The 22,023-nt window shown below is 67.0% G+C and carries 18 protein-coding genes; 15 read left to right on the top strand and 3 right to left on the bottom strand.

What is annotated here, in order from left to right:
• Positions 1-8: 8 nt before the first annotated feature.
• Entirely contained in the window at positions 9-2,132 is a 2,124-nt protein-coding gene (locus IT184_07660) for a HEAT repeat domain-containing protein (protein ID MCC7008677.1), read from the top strand.
• 563 nt (positions 2,133-2,695) lie between these two features.
• On the opposite strand, the gene IT184_07655 is transcribed toward IT184_07660, so the two are convergent.
• Positions 2,696-3,856 carry a D-alanine--D-alanine ligase gene (locus IT184_07655; GenBank protein MCC7008676.1) on the bottom strand — a complete coding sequence of 387 codons (1,161 nt, stop codon included), beginning with the start codon at positions 3,854-3,856 and terminating at the stop codon, positions 2,696-2,698.
• 58 nt (positions 3,857-3,914) lie between these two features.
• Here IT184_07655 and tgt point away from each other — a divergent pair, with 58 nt between their 5' ends.
• The 11 genes from tgt (at position 3,915) to IT184_07600 (ending at position 14,737) form a co-directional block, all read left to right on the top strand.
• Complete coding sequence (gene tgt / locus IT184_07650; protein MCC7008675.1) at positions 3,915-5,075, top strand: tRNA guanosine(34) transglycosylase Tgt; 1,161 nt, start codon at positions 3,915-3,917, stop codon at positions 5,073-5,075.
• The gene (gene yajC / locus IT184_07645) at positions 5,076-5,426 is read left to right on the top strand and encodes a preprotein translocase subunit YajC (GenBank protein MCC7008674.1); all 351 of its coding nucleotides are present in this window, start codon (positions 5,076-5,078) and stop codon (positions 5,424-5,426) included.
• 2 nt (positions 5,427-5,428) lie between these two features.
• Positions 5,429-6,985, top strand: a complete 1,557-nt coding sequence (gene secD, locus IT184_07640; GenBank protein ID MCC7008673.1) for a protein translocase subunit SecD — start codon at positions 5,429-5,431, stop codon at positions 6,983-6,985.
• A 17-nt stretch (positions 6,986-7,002) separates the two neighbouring features.
• Complete coding sequence (secF, locus tag IT184_07635; GenBank protein ID MCC7008672.1) at positions 7,003-7,980, top strand: protein translocase subunit SecF; 978 nt, start codon at positions 7,003-7,005, stop codon at positions 7,978-7,980.
• Positions 7,981-8,010: 30 nt separating this feature from the next.
• Positions 8,011-8,811 (top strand): undecaprenyl-diphosphate phosphatase, encoded by an 801-nt coding sequence (locus IT184_07630; GenBank protein MCC7008671.1) that lies wholly within the window; start codon positions 8,011-8,013, stop codon positions 8,809-8,811.
• Between the two features lie 11 nt (positions 8,812-8,822).
• Positions 8,823-9,422, top strand: a complete 600-nt coding sequence (locus IT184_07625; GenBank protein MCC7008670.1) for a DUF502 domain-containing protein — start codon at positions 8,823-8,825, stop codon at positions 9,420-9,422.
• A gap of 133 nt (positions 9,423-9,555) precedes the next feature.
• Positions 9,556-11,994, top strand: coding sequence for a sodium-translocating pyrophosphatase (locus IT184_07620; GenBank protein MCC7008669.1), 2,439 nt, complete (start codon positions 9,556-9,558; stop codon positions 11,992-11,994).
• Positions 11,995-12,246: 252 nt separating this feature from the next.
• The gene (locus IT184_07615) at positions 12,247-12,948 is read left to right on the top strand and encodes a TonB family protein (GenBank protein ID MCC7008668.1); all 702 of its coding nucleotides are present in this window, start codon (positions 12,247-12,249) and stop codon (positions 12,946-12,948) included.
• 117 nt (positions 12,949-13,065) lie between these two features.
• Complete coding sequence (locus IT184_07610) at positions 13,066-13,737, top strand: MotA/TolQ/ExbB proton channel family protein (protein MCC7008667.1); 672 nt, start codon at positions 13,066-13,068, stop codon at positions 13,735-13,737.
• 94 nt (positions 13,738-13,831) lie between these two features.
• Positions 13,832-14,248, top strand: a complete 417-nt coding sequence (locus IT184_07605) for a biopolymer transporter ExbD (protein ID MCC7008666.1) — start codon at positions 13,832-13,834, stop codon at positions 14,246-14,248.
• Between the two features lie 12 nt (positions 14,249-14,260).
• Positions 14,261-14,737 (top strand): biopolymer transporter ExbD, encoded by a 477-nt coding sequence (locus tag IT184_07600; GenBank protein ID MCC7008665.1) that lies wholly within the window; start codon positions 14,261-14,263, stop codon positions 14,735-14,737.
• A 255-nt stretch (positions 14,738-14,992) separates the two neighbouring features.
• Here the strand turns inward: IT184_07600 and IT184_07595 are convergent, their stop codons facing one another.
• Positions 14,993-15,979, bottom strand: a complete 987-nt coding sequence (locus IT184_07595) for a tetratricopeptide repeat protein (GenBank protein ID MCC7008664.1) — start codon at positions 15,977-15,979, stop codon at positions 14,993-14,995.
• Positions 15,980-16,203: 224 nt separating this feature from the next.
• Between IT184_07595 and IT184_07590 the strand changes: the two genes are divergently transcribed.
• The gene (locus IT184_07590; GenBank protein ID MCC7008663.1) at positions 16,204-18,369 is read left to right on the top strand and encodes a bifunctional (p)ppGpp synthetase/guanosine-3',5'-bis(diphosphate) 3'-pyrophosphohydrolase; all 2,166 of its coding nucleotides are present in this window, start codon (positions 16,204-16,206) and stop codon (positions 18,367-18,369) included.
• A gap of 48 nt (positions 18,370-18,417) precedes the next feature.
• On the opposite strand, the gene IT184_07585 is transcribed toward IT184_07590, so the two are convergent.
• A complete protein-coding gene (locus IT184_07585; protein ID MCC7008662.1) occupies positions 18,418-18,609 on the bottom strand; it encodes a 50S ribosomal protein L28 in 192 nt (63 codons plus the stop codon).
• Between the two features lie 229 nt (positions 18,610-18,838).
• Between IT184_07585 and IT184_07580 the strand changes: the two genes are divergently transcribed.
• On the top strand, positions 18,839-19,396 hold the full coding sequence (locus IT184_07580; GenBank protein ID MCC7008661.1) for a TraR/DksA family transcriptional regulator: 558 nt from the start codon (positions 18,839-18,841) through the stop codon (positions 19,394-19,396).
• Positions 19,397-19,561: 165 nt separating this feature from the next.
• On the top strand, positions 19,562-22,003 hold the full coding sequence (lon, locus tag IT184_07575) for an endopeptidase La (protein ID MCC7008660.1): 2,442 nt from the start codon (positions 19,562-19,564) through the stop codon (positions 22,001-22,003).
• Positions 22,004-22,023 lie beyond the last annotated feature (20 nt).

The raw sequence follows: 22,023 nt of genomic DNA, 5'->3' as shown, positions 1-22,023 counted from the left end.
ATACGGCCATGGCGCGACCTGCGGCCGTGAGCCGCGCGCTCATCGCGTTCGCGTGTCTCATCGCCGCTTCGTGCAAGTCCGTGCCGGCGCCGGAGGTCGTCGTCGTTCCCGAGCACACGGTGTCGCGCGACACGAAGCTCGGCTGGATCGTCAGGCTCGAGCAGCAGAGGCAGCTTCGCGATCCGGGGAGCGCGGCCGCCGATGTTCCGGGGCCGGCACGATTTCGATCCGCGAGCGAGCCCGCGCTCGATGCGCTCGCCGTCGATCCGGATCCCGTCGTGCGGCGCCGTGCCGTGCTCGCGCTCGGCCGCATCGCGCTGCCGAACGTGGTGCCCGCGTTGATCGCGTCGCTGCAGGATCCCGAGGAGGCGGTGCGTGCGACCGCCGCCTTCGCGCTGGGGCTGATTGGACCCGACGCCCGCGACGCCGTGGTCGCGCTGCAAACCGCGCTGGCGGATCCATCGCTCGTCGTTCGCGCGCGAGCCATCGACGCGCTCGGCCTGATCGGGTCCGCGTCGGCCGTGCCCGCCATCTATCAGGCCGCGGCGGGCTGCAGTGCGCGGATCGCGACGCTCGAGCCCGATGACGAGGCGCCGAAGGCGCCGGAGATCGAAGTGTGTCGCGCCGCGCTGTTCGCGTTCGTGCGGCTGCAGAGCTACGACGCGATTGCCGGCGTCGCGCTCGACGGTCGCGGACAGCCGGTCTCGCGCTGGTGGCCCGTGGCGTACGCGCTGCAGCGGATCGCCGACCGCCGGGCCGTGCCGGCCCTGTCCGCATTGGCGGGCACACCCGGCATCTACACCGCGGGGTTCGCGTTGCGTGGCCTCGCCGCGTTCAAGGAGCCGAGCCTCGTTGCGGTGGCCAAGGGGCTGGCCGCCCGGCGCGATGCTGACGTCAAAGTCCGTGTGGCCGCCGTGCGAGCCCTCGGCCAGGTGGGAGGGCGTGAGGCCGCCGTTCCTTTGATCGAGCTGCTCGACGCGCCGGGGGCGCCTCCGGTTCTGATCCTCGAGACGATCACGGCGCTCGGCGCGACCCAGTACGCGCCCGCGTTCGATGCGCTGCTCGACTATGTGAGCGATGCCGCGCCGGCCGTGCGGGCGGCGGCGCTCACCGCCGCCGCCCATGTCGCGCCCGACGCCTTCCTGGTGGTGTTGGCCAGCCTGGAACCCGACAAGGATTGGTCGGTGCGTGCGGCGCTCGCGCGCGTGCTCGGGACGCTCTCGCCCGACCTCGTGCGCACGGCGGTGGACGACTTCGCGAAGGATGCCGACGCGCGCGTGCGCGCGGCCGCGCTCGAGACGTTGGCCGTCGTGAAGCCGCCGGATCTGGGCGCGCGTTTGCTCACCGCGCTTCAGGCGGCCGACTTCGTGGAGCGGGCGACCGCCGCGCGGCTCATCGGCGAGATCGAGCTCGAGGGCGCCGTGCCTCACCTCGTCACCGCGTACGACCGCGGTCAGAGCGATGCCGCCTACTCAGCCCGAGCGGCGGCGCTCGGTGCGCTCGCCGCGTACGGTAGCGACGAAGCGCGGACCATTCTCCGCCGCGGTCTCGGAGATCGCGAGTGGCCCGTGCGATGGCGCACGGCGGAGCTGCTCCGCGGCCTCGGCGACGCGACGGCGGCGCCCGAACGCCCCGCTCGCCTGCGGCAGCCCGCCGAGTGGTTTGGGTCGGATGCGCTGCTGCACCCGGCGTTCTCGCCGCACGTGTTCATCGAAACGCGCGCCGGGACGATCGAAGCCGAGCTCGACATGACGGACGCGGCCGCGACGTCGCTGAACTTCATCGAGCTGGCCCGGGCGGGGTTCTTCGACGGCATGAAGCTGCATCGCGTGGTGCCGGCGTTCGTCGTGCAGGGCGGCGACCCGCGCGGTGACGGCGAGGGCGGGCCAGGCTACACGATTCCCGATGAGCTGAATGCGACCCGCTATGTGCGCGGCACGCTCGGCATGGCGCTCGACTGGCGCGACACCGGCGGCAGCCAGTTCTTCGTCACGCTCTCGCCGCAGCCGCACCTCGACGGCAAGTACACGGCGTTCGGCCGCGTCGTCGACGGCTGGCCGGTGCTCGACGAGCTCGCGCCGTGGGACGTGGTGCAGCGGGTGCGCGTGTGGGACGGGGTGGAGTTCAGGTAGGCAGGACGGGACGACCGAGGGAATAAAAAAAGGGGGCGACGTTCGCCCCCTTTTCTTAGCGGGAGGGCGTGCTTACCGCTTCTTGCCGCCCTTCTTCTTTCCGCCCTTGGCTGCTTTCTTCGCCATGCTCTCAGTCCCCCCTTTCGGCTTGGTCTACTGCTCAGGCGTTCACCTTCGTCCTGGCGTCGCGACCGCTCGGTCTGCCCGACCCTGAAACGAAGTTCCCTGGCATCGTTGCGGACGCGCGCGCGTTGGACGCGCGACGCTCCGACGATTCAGAACTCAAAAAAAAAGCGCGGCACCCATGCCGCACCTCGATAGCTCGCGAGCCCGAACCCTTCTCGCGTCTGGCGTGCCGCGGCGTTCGCAGCCGCCGGCGAGCGCCGGCTTCCGTCGAGAACGCACGCGGGAGAGGCCTCGCTTGGCTCGTCTCCGCAGTACCCAATAACTGGGCTGAGCGAATGGCTCTCACGCAAGATGTAGATTACGGACGAGACTTCCGTCCTGTCAAGCACAAATTCACGTGCGTTGTCAAAAGTTGTGGTCGGCGACGTCGTGCGACGTCAGATCGCGGAGATCTCGTGGTCGTGCTTGTCGGCGTGACGTGCGATGGCGAGCGCGATCAGCCGATCGATCACGCTGCCGATCGGCAGGCCGGACGCGCTCCACAGCTTCGCGAACATGCTGATCGTCGTGAAGCCGGGCAGCGTGTTGATCTCGTTGACGAACAGCTCACCCGTCGAGCGGCTCAGCAGGAAATCGACGCGCGCGAGGCCGGCGCCGTCGATCGCCGTGAACGCCTCGACGCTCTGGCGCCGGATCTCGCGTTCGAGATCGACGTCGAGCGGCGCCGGAATCAGCAGCCGCGACTGATTGTCGAGGTACTTCGCCTCGTAGTCGTAGAACTCGCGCGAGGGAACGATCTCGCCCGGCACCGACGTCTCGGGCGCTTCGTTGCCGAGGACGGCGCACTCGATCTCACGCGCCTCCGGCACGGCAGCTTCGACGATCATCTTCCGGTCGTGCTCGCACGCCAGGTCGAGCGCGGCGGGCAGGCCGGCCGCGTTCGTCACTTTCGAAATACCGAGGCTCGATCCGAGGCTCGCGGGCTTCACGAACACCGGACCCGTCTGCGTCGACGCCAGCCGCGCGAGCACCGCGTCACGGGACGTGCGCCATTCGCGCCGCGTGACGACCTGCCAGTCCGTGACGCGCAGGCCCTTGGCACGGAAGAGGACCTTCATGATCGCCTTGTCCATGCCGGCCGCCGACGCGAGCACGCCGCAGCCGACGTACGGCCGATCGGCCAGCTCGAGGAGGCCCTGGATCGTCCCGTCCTCGCCGTACGGGCCGTGCAGCACCGGAAAGATCACGTCGAGCGCGAGCCCCGTCAGCGTCGCGGACGCCTCCGCGCCGTGCGCGCCGCCGCTCCGCCGATCCACCAGCACGAGCGCATCGTCGCCCGGATGCGGCGGCATGATCACGTCGCGTCCGGCGCGCACGCGCGAGACGTCGCTGCGCATCTGGTCGATCACGTCGGCGGCCGACGCGGCCGAGGGCGGCCGATCGGCCAGCGCCCACCGGCCATCTTTCTCGATGCGCACGGCAATGGGCTCGTAGCGCTGGCGATCGAGGTGGCTGAAGACCGTGGCGGCCGAGGCGACCGACACTTCGTGTTCGCCCGATCGGCCGCCGTAGAGCACGCCAACGCGAAGTCGTTTCACAGTGAAGGCAGGCCGCGCGCGGCCGGAACCGCGGCGGAGTCATTATAGATTAAGGTCGGTGAGCGGCCGGGTCGCCTTCGAGGTGCTTCAGCGGGACGGACCGGCACGGCGCGGGCGACTGCACCTGCCGCACGGGACGGTCGAGACGCCGGCCTTCATGCCGGTCGGCACGCGCGGCGCGATCAAGGCCGTCACCCTCGACGAGGTCGAACGGCTCGGCGCCGAGATCCTGCTCGCCAACACCTACCATCTGCACGTCCGGCCGGGCGACGAGCTGATCGCGCGGGTGGGCGGGCTGCATCGTTTCATCGGGTGGACGCGGCCGATGTTGACCGACTCCGGCGGCTACCAGGTCTACTCGCTCGCGGCGCGCCGCCGCACGTCCGAGCAAGGCGTCGTCTTTCGGTCGCACCTCGACGGTCGGCCGCTGTCGCTGTCGCCCGAATCCGCGGTCGACATCCAGTCACGCCTCGGCGCCGACATCGCCATGGTCTTCGACGAGTGCGCGAGTTGGCCCGCCACGCACGACGAGGCCGAACACGCCATGGAGCGGACGCTCCGCTGGGCGCGCCGCGGGCGCGACCGGTTCCTCGACGTCGTCGCCGGGCGCGTGCCCGGCGTCGCGCGTTCCACGCCCGGCCAGGTCCAGTTCGGCATCGTTCAGGGCGGCACCTACAAGGATCTGCGCGATCGCAGCATCGCCGGCACGCTGGCCGTCGGCTTCGACGCCTATGCCATCGGCGGGCTCTCGGTGGGTGAGCCGGTCGAGACGATGTACGAGATCGTCGAGCATGCGGCGCAGCAGTTGCCCGAAGACGTGCCGCGGTACTTGATGGGGACGGGGATGCCGGACGATCTCGTCGAGAGCGTGGCGCGCGGCATCGACCTCTTCGACTGCGTGCTGCCGACGCGCAACGCGCGCAACGGCCAGTTGTTCACCCGGTCGGGGCCGCTCTCGATCAAGAACGCGCGCTACGCGGAGGACCTCCGGCCGCCCGACCCCGACTGCGGCTGCCCAACCTGCCGGCGCTATTCGCGCGCGTACCTGCGGCACCTGTTCGTGAGCGGCGAGATGAGCGGCGCGGCGCTCAACACGTTGCACAATCTGCACTTTTACCTTGACACCATGAGAGCGATTGGGAAGGCTATTGAGTTCGGGACATTCGAGGCGTTCAGAAGGACGTTCCGCGACGCCTACGCCCGCCGGCCTTCGAGGTAAATGACCCAGATCATTCTGTTGCCCCTGGTGGTCGCGATGGCTCAGCCGGGCCAGTCGTCGCCCAATCTGCTCGTGCAGTTGCTGCCGTTCCTGCTCGTCATCGGCATCTTCTATCTTCTGGTGCTGCTGCCCATGCGAAAGCGCCAGCGCAAGGTCCAGGAGTTCCAGGACGCGCTCAAGGTCGGCGATCGCGTGATCACCACGAGCGGCCTGTACGGCCAGATCACGAAGCTCGACGGCAAGACGGTCCAGCTCCAGATCGCCGACAAGGTCAGGATCGAGGTGTCCCGAGCTTCGGTCGGCGGCTATCAGGGGCAGGAGCCGGTGGTGAAGGAGGGCGGAACGCTTTAGGTATGTACAAGAATCTTCGCTGGAAGTTCCTGCTCATCCTGGCCGTGACCGGCCTGTCGACCTGGCTGTTCGTCCCGCCGAGTCAGAAGGTCAAGCTCGGTCTCGATCTCAAGGGCGGCGTGCACTTCGTCCTCGGCGTGCAGACCGACGACGCGCTGCGGCTCGAGACGCAGACGGCGGCCGATCAGCTCGCGGCGGCCCTGAAGGATGCCGGCGTCACGGTCGCGACGCGGGTCACGGGCCTCACGGCGTTCGTGGCCGAGAACGTGCCGTCGGCCAACGATCAACAGTTCCGGACGATTGCCGACCAGTGGCTGTCGCAGTCCTTCGACCGCGATCAGAGCGGGCCCGGCGCCTACGCATTCCGGATGAAACCGAACGTCATCGTCCAGCGGCGGGCCGAAGCGGTGACGCAGGCGATTCAGACGATCGATCGCCGGGTCAACGAGCTCGGCGTTTCCGAGCCGGTCGTCGCGCCCTACGGCACGAACGCCGAGCAGATCATCGTGCAGCTCCCGGGCGTGACGGACGTGCCGCGCGCGAAGAGCATCATCGGCAAGACGGCGGTGCTCGAGCTCAAGCTGGTCGAAGCCGGGCCGGCGGCCGATCAGGCGTCCCTGCTGCAGGCGACGAACGGCCAAGTGCCCGCCGACATGGAGACCGTCGGCGGCGTCGGCGATCAGAGCGGCGCGCCGGGCTACTATCTCGTGCGCCGGGCTCCGGTGATCACCGGGCGCGACCTGCGCAATTCCCGGCCGACGCTCGACGAGTACAACACGCCGGCCGTCTCGTTCACGCTCAACAGCGAGGGCGGCGCGAAGTTCAGCCGCGCGACGTCCGCGAACGTCGGCCGTTTCCTGGCGATCGTGATCGATGACCGCGTCGTCTCGGCGCCGCGCATCGAGGGGCCGATCAGCACCGAGGGGCGCATCACGGGCCGGTTCACGCAGCAGGAGGCGAGCGATCTGGCGCTCGTGCTGCGATCGGGCGCGCTGCCCGCCTCGCTGACCTATCTCGAGGAGCGCGAAGTCGGGCCGTCGCTCGGCGCCGACTCGATTCGCGCCGGTGTGACGGCCTCGCTCATCGGCCTCGCGCTCGTGACGCTGTTCATGCTGGTCTACTACCGGCTGGCCGGCATCAACGCGTTCGTGTCCGTGGCGCTCAACCTCGTCATCCTGCTGGGGTTCATGGCCTACGCCGGGGCGGTCATGACGCTGCCGGGCATCGCGGGCTTCATCCTGACGATCGGCATGGGCGTCGATTCGAACGTGCTCATCTTCGAGCGGATTCGTGAAGAGCTGGCGAACCGCAAGACGGCCAAGCAGGCGATCGCCGCCGGCTTCGATCGCGTCTTCATCACGATCCTCGACACGCACGTCTCGTCGCTCATCGCGGCCGCCTTCCTGTTCCAGTTCGGCACCGGACCGATCCGCGGTTTCGCGACCACGCTCTTCTTCGGGCTGATCGCCAACGTCTTCACGGCGGTGTTCGTGTCTCGGACCCTCTTCGAGCTCGTGCTGTCGAGACGCCCGGCCGGCAGCACGCAGTTGAGCGTCTAGCCAGGGGCTCACGCGTCATGCGCATCCTCACGAATCCGAACTTCAACTTCATCAAGTGGCGCTGGCACGCCTTGGGCCTGTCGATTGCCGTCATCCTGGCCGGCCTGGCGACGATCGCCGCCGGCGGGCTGCGTCTCGGCATCGACTTCTCGGGCGGGACGGTCGTCGTCATGCAGTTCGAGCAGGCGACGAGCGAAGACGCCGTGCGGCAGGCCCTCGGCCCGCTCGGCTCCGACGCGGTCGTGCAGCGCTACGGCGGAGCGTCGGGCACGGCCGGCGCCCAGACGTCGAACGCGATCATGGTGCGCCTGCCGCAGACCGGCACGCAGGAGCAGAACCTCGATCAGGACGCCAAGCGCATCGACGAGGCGATGCGGGCCGCGAACATCGGGGCGTACAAGGTCATCAGCCGCGAAATCGTCGGGCCGACCGTCGGGCGCGATCTCCAACGGAAGGGGATTTGGGCCACGCTGGCGGCGCTCGGCGGCATTCTGCTCTACATCGCGTTCCGCTTCCGCTTCAGCTTCGCCGTCGGGGCGATTGCCGCGACCTTCCACGACATCCTCGTCACGCTCGTGTTCCTGACCTGGTTCGGCTATGACCTGTCGCTGAACGTGATCGCGGCCATCCTCACGATCGCGGGCTACTCGGTGAACGACACGATCGTCATCTTCGACCGCGTTCGCGAGAACCAGCGTCAGGTCCGCCGCGAGGCGCTCGAGGACGTCGTCAACCGGAGCGTCAATCAGACGCTCGGCCGGACGATCATCACGGCCGGCACCACCTTCCTGGCCGTGGTGGCGCTGTTCCTCTTCGGCGGCGACGTGCTGCGCGGCTTCGCCTTCACGATGCTCGTCGGGATCGTCACCGGCACCTACTCCACGGTGTTCATCGCGTCGGCCATCGCCATCATGCTCAGCCGCCGCGGTTCGACCGTCCAGACGACGGCGACGCGGCCTGCAGCCGACGCGCCGCGCCGCCGCCGCCGGGCCTGACGGCCCGGCGCTGCCGTCCCGCGTGCGGCGATGACACTGGTGTCGGCCGTCCTCCTGGGCGTGCTGCAGGGGCTGACCGAGTTCCTGCCGGTGTCGTCGACGGCACATCTGCTGCTCGCCGGCCGGGCCCTGGCGTTCGAGGACCCGGGCGACGTGTTCAAGATCTCGATTCAGTTCGGGTCGATTCTCGCGGTGATGTGGTTGTACCGCGCCCGCCTGCTCGGCGTGCTCCGCGGGCTCCGGAGCCGTCCCGAGGCCCGGCATTTCGTCCTGATGATCCTCGTCGCGTTCGCCCCAGCGGTCGTGGCGGGCCTGCTGCTCGAAGGCTTCGTCAAGCAGGTGCTGTACGAACGCCCGTCGGTGATCGCGACCGCCTTCATCGCCGGCGGCATCGTCATGCTGGTGGTCGAGCGTTTCCGCCCGCAGCCGGTGGTGGCTTCTGCCGACCGCACGCCATTGTCGAGAGCATTTGCCATTGGCGTCTGCCAGACGCTCGCGCTCGTGCCCGGCGTGTCGAGGTCGGGCGCCACCATCATCGGCGGGCTCGTCGCCGGCCTGGATCGCGCGGCGGCGGCGGAATTCTCGTTCTTCCTGGCGATGCCGACGATGGCTGGCGCGTTCGTACACGAGATCTGGTCGGTCCGGCACGAGCTCACGCCGGATCGCGGCGCGGAGCTCGCCGTCGGGTTCGCCATGGCCTTCCTGGCCGCGCTGCTCGTCGTGAAGCCGTTTCTGCGGATCGTCGGCCGATCGGGCTTCGTGCCGTTCGCGTGGTACCGGATCGTCGCGGGCCTCGCGGTGTTCGGGGCGATCGGCGCCGGGTGGCTGTGATGGGTGGCCTCATGGGCTGGCTCCGGCGACGGTTCCTGGCGGGGGTGTTCGTCACCGTCCCCCTCGTCGTGAGCGTCGTCGCGATCGTGTGGGTGCTCCAGTGGGGAGACCGGCTGACGAGCGGGCTCGGCGAGCGCGTGATCGGGCGCCACCTGCCCGGCCTCGGCATCTTCGCGACGGCGGTCTTCGTGCTCGTCATCGGGATCGTCGCGACGAACGTCATCGGCCGGCGGCTGCTGCAGCGGGCGGAGCGCATCCTGCTGCACATCCCGCTCTTTCGGACCGTGTACGCCCCGGTGAAACAGCTCATCTCGGCGTTCTCGCCGGATGCCGACACGGGGTTCAAGCGCATGGTGCTCGTGGACCATGGCGGGCATCTCGTGCTCGGCTTTCTCACGAAAGAATTCCTCGTGGATCGAGGGGAGGGGCCCGCGCTGCACTATGCGGTGTACGTGCCGACGAATCATCTCTATCTGGGGGACGTCATCGTGTGCCCGGCGGAACGCGTGTCGTTTCCGGCACTGACCGTCGAGGAAGGGATCCGGGTGTTCCTCACCGGAGGGATGGGGCTGCGCGATCGGCTCAGCGTGCACGAGGAGCCCAGGCCCTGACGTGGGCCGTTCCGTTACTGAGGATAGACTGAGGCCCCAGCGATCCAGGTGTCGGGCCGGTGCTCTCGCCGGCCCCGAGAGAGAAGAAGGAGACGCGACAACGATGTTCGCCAACCAGAGAGGCAACGCGGTGATGCTGTGGCTCGCCGCGGTATTCGTGGGACTGTGGCTCGGATCGGGGACGGCGCTGCTGGCGCAGGAACCGGCGGCCGTCGTGCCGCACGCGGGCGGAGAGGCCAACCTGATCCTGCCCGACCTGGGACAGGTCACGTTTCTCGGCGGGGTCGACGGGCACACGCTCCTGCTGGCCGGCCTCGTCGTCTCGGGGCTCGGGCTGCTGTTCGGGCTGGTCATCTTCAACCAGTTGCGGCGCATGCCGGTGCACCAGTCGATGCTCGACGTGTCGGAGCTCATCTACGAGACGTGCAAGACCTACCTCGTGCAGCAGGGGAAGTTCCTGCTGATCCTCGAAGCGTTCATCGGCGTCATCATCGCCGTGTACTTCGGGGTGCTCCAGCATTTCTCGGCCTTCAAGGTGCTGACCATCCTGCTGTTCAGCCTGATCGGCATCGCCGGCAGCTACGGCGTGGCCTGGTTCGGCATCCGGGTGAACACCTTCGCCAATTCGCGGACGGCGTTCGCGAGCCTGCGCGGCAAGCCGTATCCGTGCTACGCGATTCCGCTCAAGGCGGGGATGAGCATCGGGATGATGCTCATCAGCGTCGAGCTGCTGCTGATGCTGGTGATCCTGCTGTTCATCCCCGGCGATTACGCCGGGCCCTGCTTCATCGGGTTCGCCATCGGCGAATCGCTCGGCGCCGCCGCGCTGCGCATCGCCGGCGGCATCTTCACGAAGATTGCCGACATCGGCGCCGACCTGATGAAGATCGTCTTCCGGATCAAGGAAGACGACGCTCGGAACCCCGGGGTCATCGCGGACTGCACCGGCGACAACGCGGGCGACTCGGTCGGACCGTCGGCCGACGGCTTCGAGACGTACGGCGTCACCGGCGTGGCGCTGATCTCGTTCATCCTGCTCGCCGTGTCGAGCGAGACGACGCAGGTGCAGTTGCTCGTCTGGATCTTCATGATGCGCATCGTGATGGTGGTGGCGTCGGGCGCGTCGTACCTCGTCAACGAAGCCCTCGCGCGCAGTCAGTACGTGCACGTGGATCGGATGAACTTCGAGGCGCCGCTGACGCGGCTCGTGTGGCTCACGTCGCTCGTGTCGGTGGCGCTGACCTACGGCGCGTCGTATCTGCTGATCCCGACGCTCGGCCCGGCGGCCGACGGCACGCTCTGGTGGAAGCTCTCGACGATCATCACCTGCGGCACGCTCGCCGGCGCCGTCATTCCCGAGCTCGTGAAGGTCTTCACCTCGACCGAGTCGTCGCACACCCGGGAAGTCGTGAGCTCGTCCCAGCAGGGCGGCGCGTCCCTGAACATCCTTTCGGGCCTCGTGGCCGGCAACTTCAGCGCCTACTGGCTCGGCATGGCCATCATGGCGCTGATGGGCACGGCCTACGCGGTCAGCCTGACGTTCAGCGACATCGGGATGGTGGCGCCCGCGGTGTTCGCGTTCGGGCTGGTCGCCTTCGGCTTCCTCGGGATGGGGCCAGTGACGATCGCCGTCGATTCCTACGGGCCCGTGACGGACAACGCGCAGTCGGTCTACGAGCTCTCGCAGATCGAGGAGGTGCCGAACGTCGCCGCCGAGATCAAGTCGCAGCACGGGTTCGCCGTCGAGTTCGCGAGGGCCAAGCACAACCTCGAGGAGAACGACGGCGCCGGCAACACGTTCAAGGCGACCGCCAAGCCCGTGCTCATCGGCACGGCCGTGGTCGGCGCCACCACGATGATCTTCTCGATCATCGTCGCGCTCACCGAGGGGCTGCGTCCCGAGCTCGTGGCGCGGCTCTCGCTGCTCCATCCGCCGTTCCTGCTCGGCCTCATCACCGGCGGCGCCATGATCTACTGGTTCACGGGGGCGTCGATCCAGGCCGTGACGAGCGGCGCCTACCGGGCGGTGGAGTTCATCAAGGCGAACATCCGGCTCGAGGGCACGACGAAAGCGTCGGTGGCCGACTCGAAGCGCGTGGTGGAGATTTGCACGCAGTACGCACAACGGGGCATGTTCAACATCTTCCTGAGCGTGTTCTTCGGCACCCTCGCCTTCGCGTTCTTCGAGCCGTTCTTCTTCATCGGCTACCTCGTGTCGATCGCTCTGTTCGGTCTCTATCAGGCCATCTTCATGGCGAACGCCGGCGGGGCATGGGACAATGCGAAGAAGATCGTCGAAGTCGAGCTGAAGGCCAAGAGCACGGACCTGCATGCCGCGACCGTGGTGGGCGACACGGTTGGCGACCCGTTCAAGGACACGTCGTCGGTGGCCATGAACCCGGTCATCAAGTTCACGACGCTGTTCGGGTTGCTGGCCGTGGAGCTGGCCGTGCAGTTGGCGGCCGAGCAGGGGAGCGGGATGACGCACGCCCTGGCGGCGGCGTTCTTCCTCGTCTCGGCGGTGTTCGTCTGGCGTTCGTTCTACGGGATGCGGATTGGCGCCGAACGATGACGGCGGTGGAGGGCCAACCCGCCGGAGCCGGTGTCTAAGGGATGTACGTAATCGACGAGGAGCCGGCTCGAAGAGTTCGTTGACACGGTTTTTTGGGTCTGCTTATAATTCCGGGCCTTTGCAAAACCAGCCCGCTGATGCCCTGGGGCGTCTTGGGGAGTGGCCCACCAGGAGCGCATAGCAGACCTGAGAAGGCGCCGGCAGAGGTGCCTGACGAACGACGAAAGAGACCGGCTGTAAGGAGGTTCGCTCGTGCCACGCGATATGTTCGGCGATGTAGTGAAGCCGTCAGTTCGGGTGGGGACCAAGCAGTGGTACACGGTCCCGCTCTCGATCTTGACGCACGTTGTTGGTCTTGGGGCGCTCATCGTCATTCCCCTGCTCGCGACCGATGCGCTGCCGACTCCCCAGTCGGTGATGGCGTTCGCGGCGGTGCCGCCGCCGCCCCCGCCGCCGCCTCCGCCGCCGCCCCCGCCGTCGGCCACACCTCCGCCGCCGCCCCCGCCGGTCGAGGTGAACGTGAATCCGGCTGCGGCGCCGGTCGAGGCGCCGAAAGAGATCAAGCCCGAGCCGCCGCCCAGGATCGTGTCGCAGGTCGGCGGTATTCCGAGCAACCTGCCGGCGCCCACCGCCGCGGTCTCGGTCGCACCACCGCCGCCCCCGGCGGCGCCCGTTCGCGTCGGTGGCGACATCAAGCCACCCTCGAAGATCAAAGATGTCAAGCCGATCTATCCGGCCATTGCGCGCGCGGCGCGCTTGTCGGGCATCGTCTTCCTCGAGGCCGTCATCGCCAAGGACGGCAGCGTGAAGGACCTGAGGGTGACCCGCTCGGGGGGAGTCCTCGACCAAGCCGCGATCGACGCCGTGAGCCAGTGGAAGTACAGCCCGACGCTGCTGAACGGCGAGCCCGTGGAGGTCATCATGACCGTCACGGTGAACTTCACGTTCAACTGAGAACGGGCGGAAGACACAGCAAGCTCGGACGCATACGTCCTGCGCCGCGCGCGTGACGGCGCAGGACTTCTGGTAGGGAACGCAGGCTAAAACTCAGAAAGGCTTCGGAGGCAGGAAATGGACTTGATGCATATGTGGGCCCAGATGGGATGGGTCGCCAAAGTGGTGGCCTTCATTCTGGTGTTCATGTCGATGTGGTCGTTTGGCGTGGCAATCGAGCGGTTCTACACCTTTTCCCAGGCACGGAAGCAGTCGAAGCTTTACGCGCCTCAAGTGGCCAAGCACCTCAAGGAGGGCCGGCTGAAGGACGCGCTCACCGTCTCCCAGGCCAAGACCTACCAGTACAGCCATCTCGCGAAGGTGGTGCTCGCCGGCCTCCAGGAATACCAGTTCCAGCACGACGCTGGTGGAGCGATGAGCCGCGACGACATGGTCGACACCGTCCGCCGTGCGATTCAGCGTGCGACGGCTCTCACGGCCAATGACCTGAAGAAGGGCATCCCGGCGCTCGCCACCATCGGCGCGACGGCGCCGTTCGTCGGGCTGCTCGGCACGGTCGTCGGCATCATCTCCGCGTTCCAGGGCATCGCCGCCGCCGGCTCCGGTGGTCTCGGCGCCGTGTCGGCCGGTATCTCCGAAGCGCTCATCGAGACGGCGCTCGGGCTCGTCGTGGCGATCCCGGCGGTCTGGATGTACAACTACTTCACGGGCCGGCTCGAGTACTTCAACGTCGAGATGGACAACTCGTCGTCCGAGCTGGTGGATTACTTCATCAAGAAGGCCGCCTAAGGCGGACTGATCGGGCATCAGGCTCCGGGAGTCTGCGGGCGATGTCCGCCGCAGAGTCCCGGACGCCCGCCCCAATCACGCAAGGAGTTCGATCATGGCCATGGATGTCGGCGGCGCCAAAGGCGGCGTCAAATCCGATATCAACGTGACGCCGCTCGTCGACGTCATGCTGGTGCTCCTGATCATCATGATGATCGTGGCGCCGCTGCTGCAGAAGGGCGTCGAGCTGACGTTGCCTCAGGCCAAGAACACGGCCGAGAAGCCCGACACGTCCGACCAGACGGTCGTCTACATCGACGGGCAGAGCAAGCTCTACATCAACGCCATTCAGCTCTCGGAGGTCGAGCTCATCAACCGCTTGACGAGCAGCCTCGAGAACAAGGCGGAGAAGACGGTGTACCTCAAGGGCGACAAGGACGCGCCATATGGCGCGATCATGAAGATGATGGACGCCTTGCGCGGCGCCAAGATCGACTCGGTCGCGTTGATCACCGAGCTGAAGAAAGACTAGGGGAGAACGCGAATGAGCCACGCTCACATGCACCACGGCGCCGAGACGGTCAAGAAGGCCGAAGCCCCGCAGGCCTCGGCCGACATGAACGTCACGCCGCTCATCGACGTGCTGCTCGTGCTGCTGATCATCTTCATGGCGGCCCTGCCGCTGACCCAGCGCGGCGTCGACATCAACCTGCCGCTCGAGACGAACGCGAACGCCAAGGCCGCCGACGTGCTCGGCCAGGTCGTCGCCGAGTTCACGTCCGATCGCCGGCTGACCATCAACAAGCAGGAAGTCTCGCTGTTGGCCGCCGAGCAGAAGTTCCGGGAGCTCTACGAGACCCGCAAGGACAAGACGCTGTTTCTCATCGGCGCACCCAACGTGCGCTACGGCGAGATCATGCAGGTCATCGACGCCGCCATGGGCGCGGGCGTCGAGAAGGTCGGCGTCGTCACCGAAGGCATGAAGCGTGAAGCGGCCGGCGGCGGCTCGGCCGCACGCTAGACGCCACGTCGCTTTGCCCGTTCGACGGCCTGGGTGGTCAGTCCACCCAGGCCGTTTCTTTTTCCGCCGAGCGCCGTCGCCGCCCACGGGCGCCACTCCACTACCTTCACCCGTCCGTCGTGGAAGGCGAGCACCCGAGAGGCCGGCCCCGAGTCCGTTGCTGGGGACGTGAGCTCGCGGGCTTCCGGGGCGAGGCGAAAAGAAAGGGGCGGGTCGGCTTTCGCGCGACCCGCCCCGGACCTGCCCGAGAGAGCGTTACTTCTTGCCGGCTGCAGTCGACGCCGCGGCGGCGTCCTGCTTCTTCCGGATCTCGATCGCCTTGTCGTAGTAGCTCTTGGCCTCGCCGAGCAGGCGCTTCTTCGTCTCCGGGTTGCTTTCCTTGTTCGCCTGCAGGCTCAGGAGCATGTTCTTGTACGAGATGGCCTCGTAGTACTCCTTGTTGAGCCCGAGCGCCTTGTCCTCGGCCGCAAGGCCGGCGGCCAGGTATTTCTTGGCCGTATCGAGCGAGAGCCTCGTGTCGCGAAGCACCTTCTCGTAGTAGAACGTGCCCATCGTGTGCCAGGCCTCGGGGTTGTTCGGCTCGATGGCGGCCCGCTTCTCGAACGCCGCGAGGGTCTTGTCGAACTCGCCCTGCTGGTTGTAGAAATTCGCCAGCAGTTGATAGCCAACCGGGTCGTTCGACTTGACCTCGGCTCCCTTGATGAACATGGCCTCCGCTTCTTCGTTCCGGCCCTGTTCCTGGTAGAGGCGGGCCAGCGCCTGGTAGTTGCCTGGCTCGTCGGGGGTCGTGGCGATGAGCTCCTTGGCAGCCTCTTCGGCCTTGCCGAAGTCGTTCAACCGGTCCGAGCCGTAGGCGGCGATCAGATACTGGTAGGACAGGTTCAGGAACTGGGCGGCCTGAGGTTCGGTCGAGGTCTTCAGGTGCTCGATCGACTGGCGGTAGTTCTCCACCGCCTTCGTCAAGTAGGTATCGTTCTCGGGCTCCCCCTTGCGGGAGGGCCGATACATCTTGTCGTAGCTGTTGCCCAGGAAGAAATACGAGAACCCGAAATCCGGATTCAGCCGCACGGCTTCTTCGAAGTTCTTGGCTGCGCTCGTGAAGTTGCCGCCCGTATAGTCGCCGAGACCGTCCTGGAACGCTTTGGCGGACCGGATGCTGCCGATCGAATACCGACCGCAACCGGCCGCTGCGAGCGACAGCCCGGCAACGAGCACGACGGTGCGGGTGAATCTCAACTGCATGTAATTCCCCTTTCGAGATGCCGAGGGCGGTCCTGGGCAGTCTGGCGGAATGGCTAGAACCGCGTCAGTATATGGACCCGAAAAAACGTCGTCAAGCGCGGCAGGCCGGCGCCGGCTGACGATCGGCCCGACCCGGTTTCTCCCGGGTTTCCAGTATCATGAGTCGGCGGCCTCCCGGGTCCGCCGTCCTCCCAGGACTGCTACCACTTAGACACCGGAAGCCGATGATTCGGTTCGACGATCTCATCGACAGGGTACGCGCCTACGCGCCCGACGCCGACATCGACCTGTTGCGGCGGGCCTACGAGTTCTCGGCCAGAGAGCACAAAGGGCAGGTGCGCCGGTCCGGCGAGCCGTACCTCGTCCACCCGCTCGGCGTGGCCGAGATCCTCGTCGAGCTGAAGATGGACGTCGTCGCGATTGCCGCGGGCCTGCTTCACGACGTCGTCGAGGACACCCCCACGTCGATCGAGCGTGTCCGAGAGCTGTTCGGAGAGCCGGTCGCCCATGTCGTCGCGGGCGTGACGAAGCTGTCCGGGCTCCAGTTCGCCTCGAGCGAAGAGCGGCAGGCCGAGAGCTTCCGCAAGATGCTGATGGCCATGGTGGACGACATCCGGGTCATCCTCGTGAAGCTGGCGGATCGGCTCCACAACATGCGGACGCTGCACCATCTGCCCGAGCAGCGTCGCACGCGGATCGCGCAGGAGACACGCGACATCTACGCGCCGATCGCCAACCGGCTGGGCATGAGCAAGCTCAAGAACGAGCTCGAGGACCTGGCGTTCCAGCATCTGGAGCCGGCCGCCTACGACGCCCTCCGCCGGGACGTGGAAGCGACGCGCCCGGCGACCCAGGGGCTCATCGAGAGCCTGATCAAGCAGCTCAGGGCGCGGCTCGAGGACTCGCAGATCGAGGTCGTCGCCATCGACGGGCGCATCAAGCGCCTCTGGTCCATCCACCAGAAGCTGCACCGGCAGAAGATCCCGCTCGATCAGGTCTACGACTTCATCGCCCTGCGCGTGATCACCAGGACGGTCAAGGACTGCTACGGCGTGCTGGGCATCATCCACCAGATGTGGTCGCCGGTCGCCGGCCGATTCAAGGACTTCATCGCGATGCCGCGGCCGAACGGCTATCAGGCGCTGCACACGTCGGTCGTCAGCGAGCGCGGGATGCCCTTCGAGGTGCAGATCCGGACCGAGGAGATGCACCGCGTGGCCGAAGAGGGCATCGCCGCGCACTGGAAGTACAAGGAGGGCCGGGTCGGTGCGCAGCGTGACGAGCAGTACTTCAACTGGCTCCGCCGCTTGCTGGAGCTCCAGCAGGAGGTGCACGACCCGCAGGAGTTCATGCAGAACCTCCGGATCGAGCTGTATCCGGAGGACGTCTATGTCTTCACCCCGAAAGGGGAAGTGAAAGCCCTGCCGCGCGGTGCGACGCCGGTCGATTTCGCCTACATGATTCACTCGGACGTCGGCCATCAGTGCGTCGGCGCTCGCGTGAACGGCCGGATGGTGCCGCTGCGCACGCGGCTGTCGAACGGCGACATCGTTCAGATCATCACGCAGGCCGGCCACACGCCGAGCCGCGACTGGCTGAACTTCGCCACGACCTCGCGGGCCCGCACCAAGATCAAGCACTTCATCCACGCCCAGGAGAAGGCGCGAAGCGTGGACCTCGGTCGCCGGCTGTTCGAGAAGGAGCTGCGGCAGCACGCCATCGATCGCGCGCTCCTGACCGACGAGGCCCTGGCCAAGCTTCTTCCCGAGTTCAACCTTCCTCGCGTGGACGATCTCTATGCCGCCATCGGCTACGGAAAGCTCACCGCCCGCGCGCTGCTGTCGCGCGCCGTCGGTCAGGAGCGCCTGAAGGAACGTACCGAAGCGGCTCCACCGGTGCCGGCGCTGAAACGGAGCGCGGCTGCCGGCGCTGGGGGAGACGACCACAAGATCAAGGTCCGCGGCGTCGACGATCTCCTGGTTTTTCGGGCCCGTTGCTGTAACCCGATTCGGGGCGAGAGCATCGTCGGCTACATCACGAGAGGCAAGGGCGTGTCGGTGCACGCCGCCTCCTGCCCGAACGTCGTCAACCTGCTCTACGACCCGGAGCGCCGGATTGACGTCGAGTGGGACACGGGCCAGGACGTGCTGTCCTATACGGTCAGGCTGAAGATCAGCGTCGAGGACCGCCGCGGCATCCTCGCGGACGTCAGCTCACGGATCGCCGACATCGACACGAACATCAAGGACGTCGAAGCCGCGGTCGGCACGGACCATCGCGGCTCGATCCGGATGACGGTCGAGATCAGCGACCTCAAGCACCTCGAACGGGTGATGAAGTCGATTCAGAATGTCGAAGGGGTGCTGGCCGTCGAACGGGCCAGCCGCTGAGCTCACGCTGTGACGGTCGTCGCCCGACTGACGTCGCCAGCCTGGCGGCTACGCCGCTTTGGTGACCCGATTGGAGCGCAGGCAGCGCGTGCAGACGCGAAGGCGCCGGATGCCGCCGTTGACCACCGCCCTCACCCGCTGAAGATTCGGCTCGAACCGCCGCGCGCGGACGTTGTGCGCATGGCTGACCACTCGGCCCATGACGGGCCCCTTGCCGCAGACTTCACACTGTTTCGCCATCGTCGTCCCCTGGCGACTCCCCGCCGCCCTTAGAAACATCTAAGTATAGCCGAGCCTCTGTGCCCTGGTGCATCGTCGCGCCAGCGAACCGAATGATGGGGTTCGAACGTCTAAGACGAAACAGACTTCACGGCCGCCGCCCGCGACGGCCGCCAGCATCGTGACGGCGTCGCGGAATCGGCGTCATCCCTCGATGAAACATTGACAGTCTGTTGGACAGTCTGAGTGCTTGGCGGACGGGCGCCGTTGGATCTCGATAGGCGTCGATGTGGTACCTGAATTGCTTGGCTGGTATCAAAACGCTGGGGAAGAGCACCAGACGGCACCCGGAACGGAGGTTGAGCAGATGAGCCCACGGATGAACCGCACGGAGATGGCGACGGCGCGTTATGCGGAGCTGAAGCGCATTTTGGAAGAGCGCCGCCGAGAGATCCTGAATGAAGTGCAGGAGAAGATGCGCGACGTCAGGGCCGTCGGCGCCTCCAGCGAGGGCGTGCTCGACGCCGCCGAGTCGTCCGAAGCCGATATCCAGGACGACATCGAGCTGGCGCTGATTCAGATGAAGTCCGAGACGCTTCACAAGATCGAGGAAGCGCTGGCCCGGCTCGACGAGCAGACCTACGGTTACTGCTTCGAGTGCGGCGACGAGATTTCCGAACGCCGGCTGCGGGCCCTGCCGTTCGCCGTCCGCTGCAAGGACTGCGAGGAGGCCCGAGAGATCGCCGAGCAGCGCGAACGGCAGCACTCTCAGCGTCGTTCGGCTGGCTTCCTGATCGATTTGAACTAGCTCGGCGACCTCTGCACCTCACGTCGTGCGGGTCGCCGAATGGCGGACCTGCGCGACGCTCGCTCAGTCCCGCCTTCGTCTACGATCGTCAGTACCGTACACGGCTGGCACGGCAGTGCGCGTGGCCAGCCTGCCGGGAAGCGTGAGCTTCCCGAAGGAGTGGTCATGAGCGACCAGATCCCCCGCATCGGTGAGCCGGGCGCCGGCGAACGTTCGTACAGCGTGCCGGGAGAGCTGCCCGTGTTGCCGTTGCGCGACACCGTGCTGTTCCCCAGTTCCTTCATGCCGCTCGCCGTGGCGCGCGAGTCGTCCGTCAAGCTCATCGACGAGGCGATTGCGGGCGCCAAGGTGATCGGCGTGTTCACCCAGAAAGATCCTGCCCAGGAGGATCCGGGGGAAGCCGATCTCCATCCGATCGGCACCCTGACCCACATCCACAAGATGTTCAAGCTGCCGGACGGCAGCTTGCGGCTCATCGTCCAGGGCCTCGCGAGAATCGAGCTCAAGCAGGTGATCGGCACCCGTCCGTACCTCAGGGCCGAAGTGTCGGCGTTGAACGACGTCCTGCGGGAAACCGATGCGCTGGAGATCGACGCCCTCGAACGCAACATCCGCGCGAACTTCACGCAGGTCGTGCAGCTCTCGCCGGTGCTGTCCGAGGATCTGACCGCCCTCGCGGCGAACATCACGGACGTGGCCAGGCTCGCCGACTTCATCGCCTCGAGCCTGAGCACGATCGGCACGGTGGCGAAGCAGGAGCTGCTCGCCACGGCGGACGTCCGGAGCCGCATGGATCAGCTCAACCGGATCCTGACCAAGGAGCTCGAGGTTCTCGAGCTCGGGTCGAAGATCCAGTCGCAGGTGCAGTCCGAGGTCGGCAAGGGCCAGCGCGAGTACTTCCTCCGCGAGCAGATGAAGGCGATCCAGAAGGAGCTCGGCGAAGGCGACGATCAGGCGCGAGAGACCGAAGAACTCCGCCAGAAGATCGAAGCAGCCGGCATGCCCGACGAGGTGAAGCGCGAGGCGCTTCGGGAGCTCGATCGGCTGTCGAAGATGCCGGCGGCCGCCGCGGAGTACACCGTGGCGCGCACCTACATCGATTGGCTCGTCGCGCTGCCCTGGAACAAGCGCACCGAGGAGGTCATCGACCTCGCGCGCACGAAGGCCGTCCTCAACGCCGATCACTCCGGTCTCGACAAGCTGAAGGACCGGATCCTCGAATACCTGGCGGTCCGCAAGCTGAAGCCTGATGTGAAGGGCCCGATCCTGTGTTTCGTCGGCCCTCCAGGCGTCGGCAAGACGTCGCTCGCCAAGTCGATCGCCAACTCGCTCGACCGGAAGTTCGTGCGCGTCTCGCTGGGAGGCATGCGCGATGAGGCCGAGATTCGGGGGCATCGGCGCACGTACATCGGCGCGCTGCCCGGCCAGATCATCCAGGGACTTCGCCGCGCCGAATCGAAGAACCCGGTGTTCATCCTGGACGAAATCGACAAGCTGGGGTCCGACTTCCGGGGCGATCCGGCGTCGGCGCTGCTCGAGGTGCTCGATCCCGAGCAGAACAACGCGTTTCGTGACCACTACCTCGACGTGCCGTTCGATCTGTCGGAGGTGCTCTTCATCACGACGGCCAACGTGCTCGATACGATTCCGCCCCCGCTCCGCGACCGCATGGAGGTTTTGGAGCTGTCGGGCTACATCGAGGACGAGAAGCTGCGGATCGCGCAAGATCACCTGGTGGCCCGGCAGATCGCCAACCACGGGCTGCAGCCCGGCCAGGTGACCTTCACCGACGCCGCCGTGTCGGCGATCATCCGCGGGTACACGCGCGAAGCGGGCGTGCGCAATCTGGAACGCGAGATCGGCGCCATCTGCCGCAAGATCGCCCGGCGTCAGGCCGAGGGCGACCTCAGCGCGGTGGTCGTGACGCCCGAACTCGTGACGGAGTTTCTCGGCGCCCCTCGTCACCTCGACGAGGAGATGAAAGATCGCACGAAGGAGCCCGGCGTCTCGGTCGGGCTCGCCTGGACTCCGGTCGGTGGAGACGTGCTCTTCGTCGAAGCTTCCCGGATGGCCGGCAGCAGCCACCTGACGATCACCGGCCAGCTCGGTGACGTCATGAAGGAGTCGGCGCGCATCGCCGTCTCGTGGTTCCGGGCGAACGCAGCCCGGTACGGCGTGGATCCGGCGTTCTATCGCGACGCGGAGCTCCACATCCACGTGCCCGCCGGCGCGATTCCGAAGGACGGGCCGTCGGCCGGCGTGACGATGGTGACGGCACTCGCATCCGCGCTGTCGGGCCGCCCGGTCCGCGCCGGCCTGGCGATGACCGGCGAGATCACCCTCTCCGGGCGCGTGCTGCCGGTGGGCGGCATCAAGGAGAAGGTCCTGGCCGCACGGCGGATGGGAATCACGGAAGTCATTCTGCCGGCGCAGAACGAGAAGAACATCCGCGAGGATCTGACGGAAGATCAGCGCCGCGATCTCACCGTCCACTACGTGACGACGATGGACGAGGTGCTGAAGCTGGCGTTGTCGGCGCCTGTGCGCAAGCCGGACGCCCCGGCCAAACCCGAAGAGCTCCCGCGGCCGAGATTCTCTCTCGCGTGACGAGCCAATGAGTTGTGAGG

The organism is Acidobacteriota bacterium, assembly GCA_020853395.1.
Classification (GTDB): domain Bacteria; phylum Acidobacteriota; class Vicinamibacteria; order Vicinamibacterales; family SCN-69-37; genus JADYYY01.
Note: the sequence above shows the minus strand (reverse complement) of the source record. Positions and strands in the feature narration are given on the sequence as shown.

Coding starts and splice junctions, on each gene's coding strand:
- IT184_07660 (MCC7008677.1), top strand. CDS start 9: ATGGCGCGACCTGCGGCCGTGAGCCGCGCGCTCATCGCGTTCGCGTGT.
- yajC (MCC7008674.1), top strand. CDS start 5,076: ATGACCCAGATCATTCTGTTGCCCCTGGTGGTCGCGATGGCTCAGCCG.
- secD (MCC7008673.1), top strand. CDS start 5,429: ATGTACAAGAATCTTCGCTGGAAGTTCCTGCTCATCCTGGCCGTGACC.
- secF (MCC7008672.1), top strand. CDS start 7,003: ATGCGCATCCTCACGAATCCGAACTTCAACTTCATCAAGTGGCGCTGG.
- IT184_07630 (MCC7008671.1), top strand. CDS start 8,011: ATGACACTGGTGTCGGCCGTCCTCCTGGGCGTGCTGCAGGGGCTGACC.
- IT184_07625 (MCC7008670.1), top strand. CDS start 8,823: ATGGGCTGGCTCCGGCGACGGTTCCTGGCGGGGGTGTTCGTCACCGTC.
- IT184_07620 (MCC7008669.1), top strand. CDS start 9,556: ATGCTGTGGCTCGCCGCGGTATTCGTGGGACTGTGGCTCGGATCGGGG.
- IT184_07610 (MCC7008667.1), top strand. CDS start 13,066: ATGGACTTGATGCATATGTGGGCCCAGATGGGATGGGTCGCCAAAGTG.
- IT184_07605 (MCC7008666.1), top strand. CDS start 13,832: ATGGCCATGGATGTCGGCGGCGCCAAAGGCGGCGTCAAATCCGATATC.
- IT184_07600 (MCC7008665.1), top strand. CDS start 14,261: ATGAGCCACGCTCACATGCACCACGGCGCCGAGACGGTCAAGAAGGCC.
- IT184_07595 (MCC7008664.1), bottom strand. CDS start 15,979: ATGCAGTTGAGATTCACCCGCACCGTCGTGCTCGTTGCCGGGCTGTCG.
- IT184_07590 (MCC7008663.1), top strand. CDS start 16,204: ATGATTCGGTTCGACGATCTCATCGACAGGGTACGCGCCTACGCGCCC.
- IT184_07585 (MCC7008662.1), bottom strand. CDS start 18,609: ATGGCGAAACAGTGTGAAGTCTGCGGCAAGGGGCCCGTCATGGGCCGA.
- lon (MCC7008660.1), top strand. CDS start 19,562: ATGAGCGACCAGATCCCCCGCATCGGTGAGCCGGGCGCCGGCGAACGT.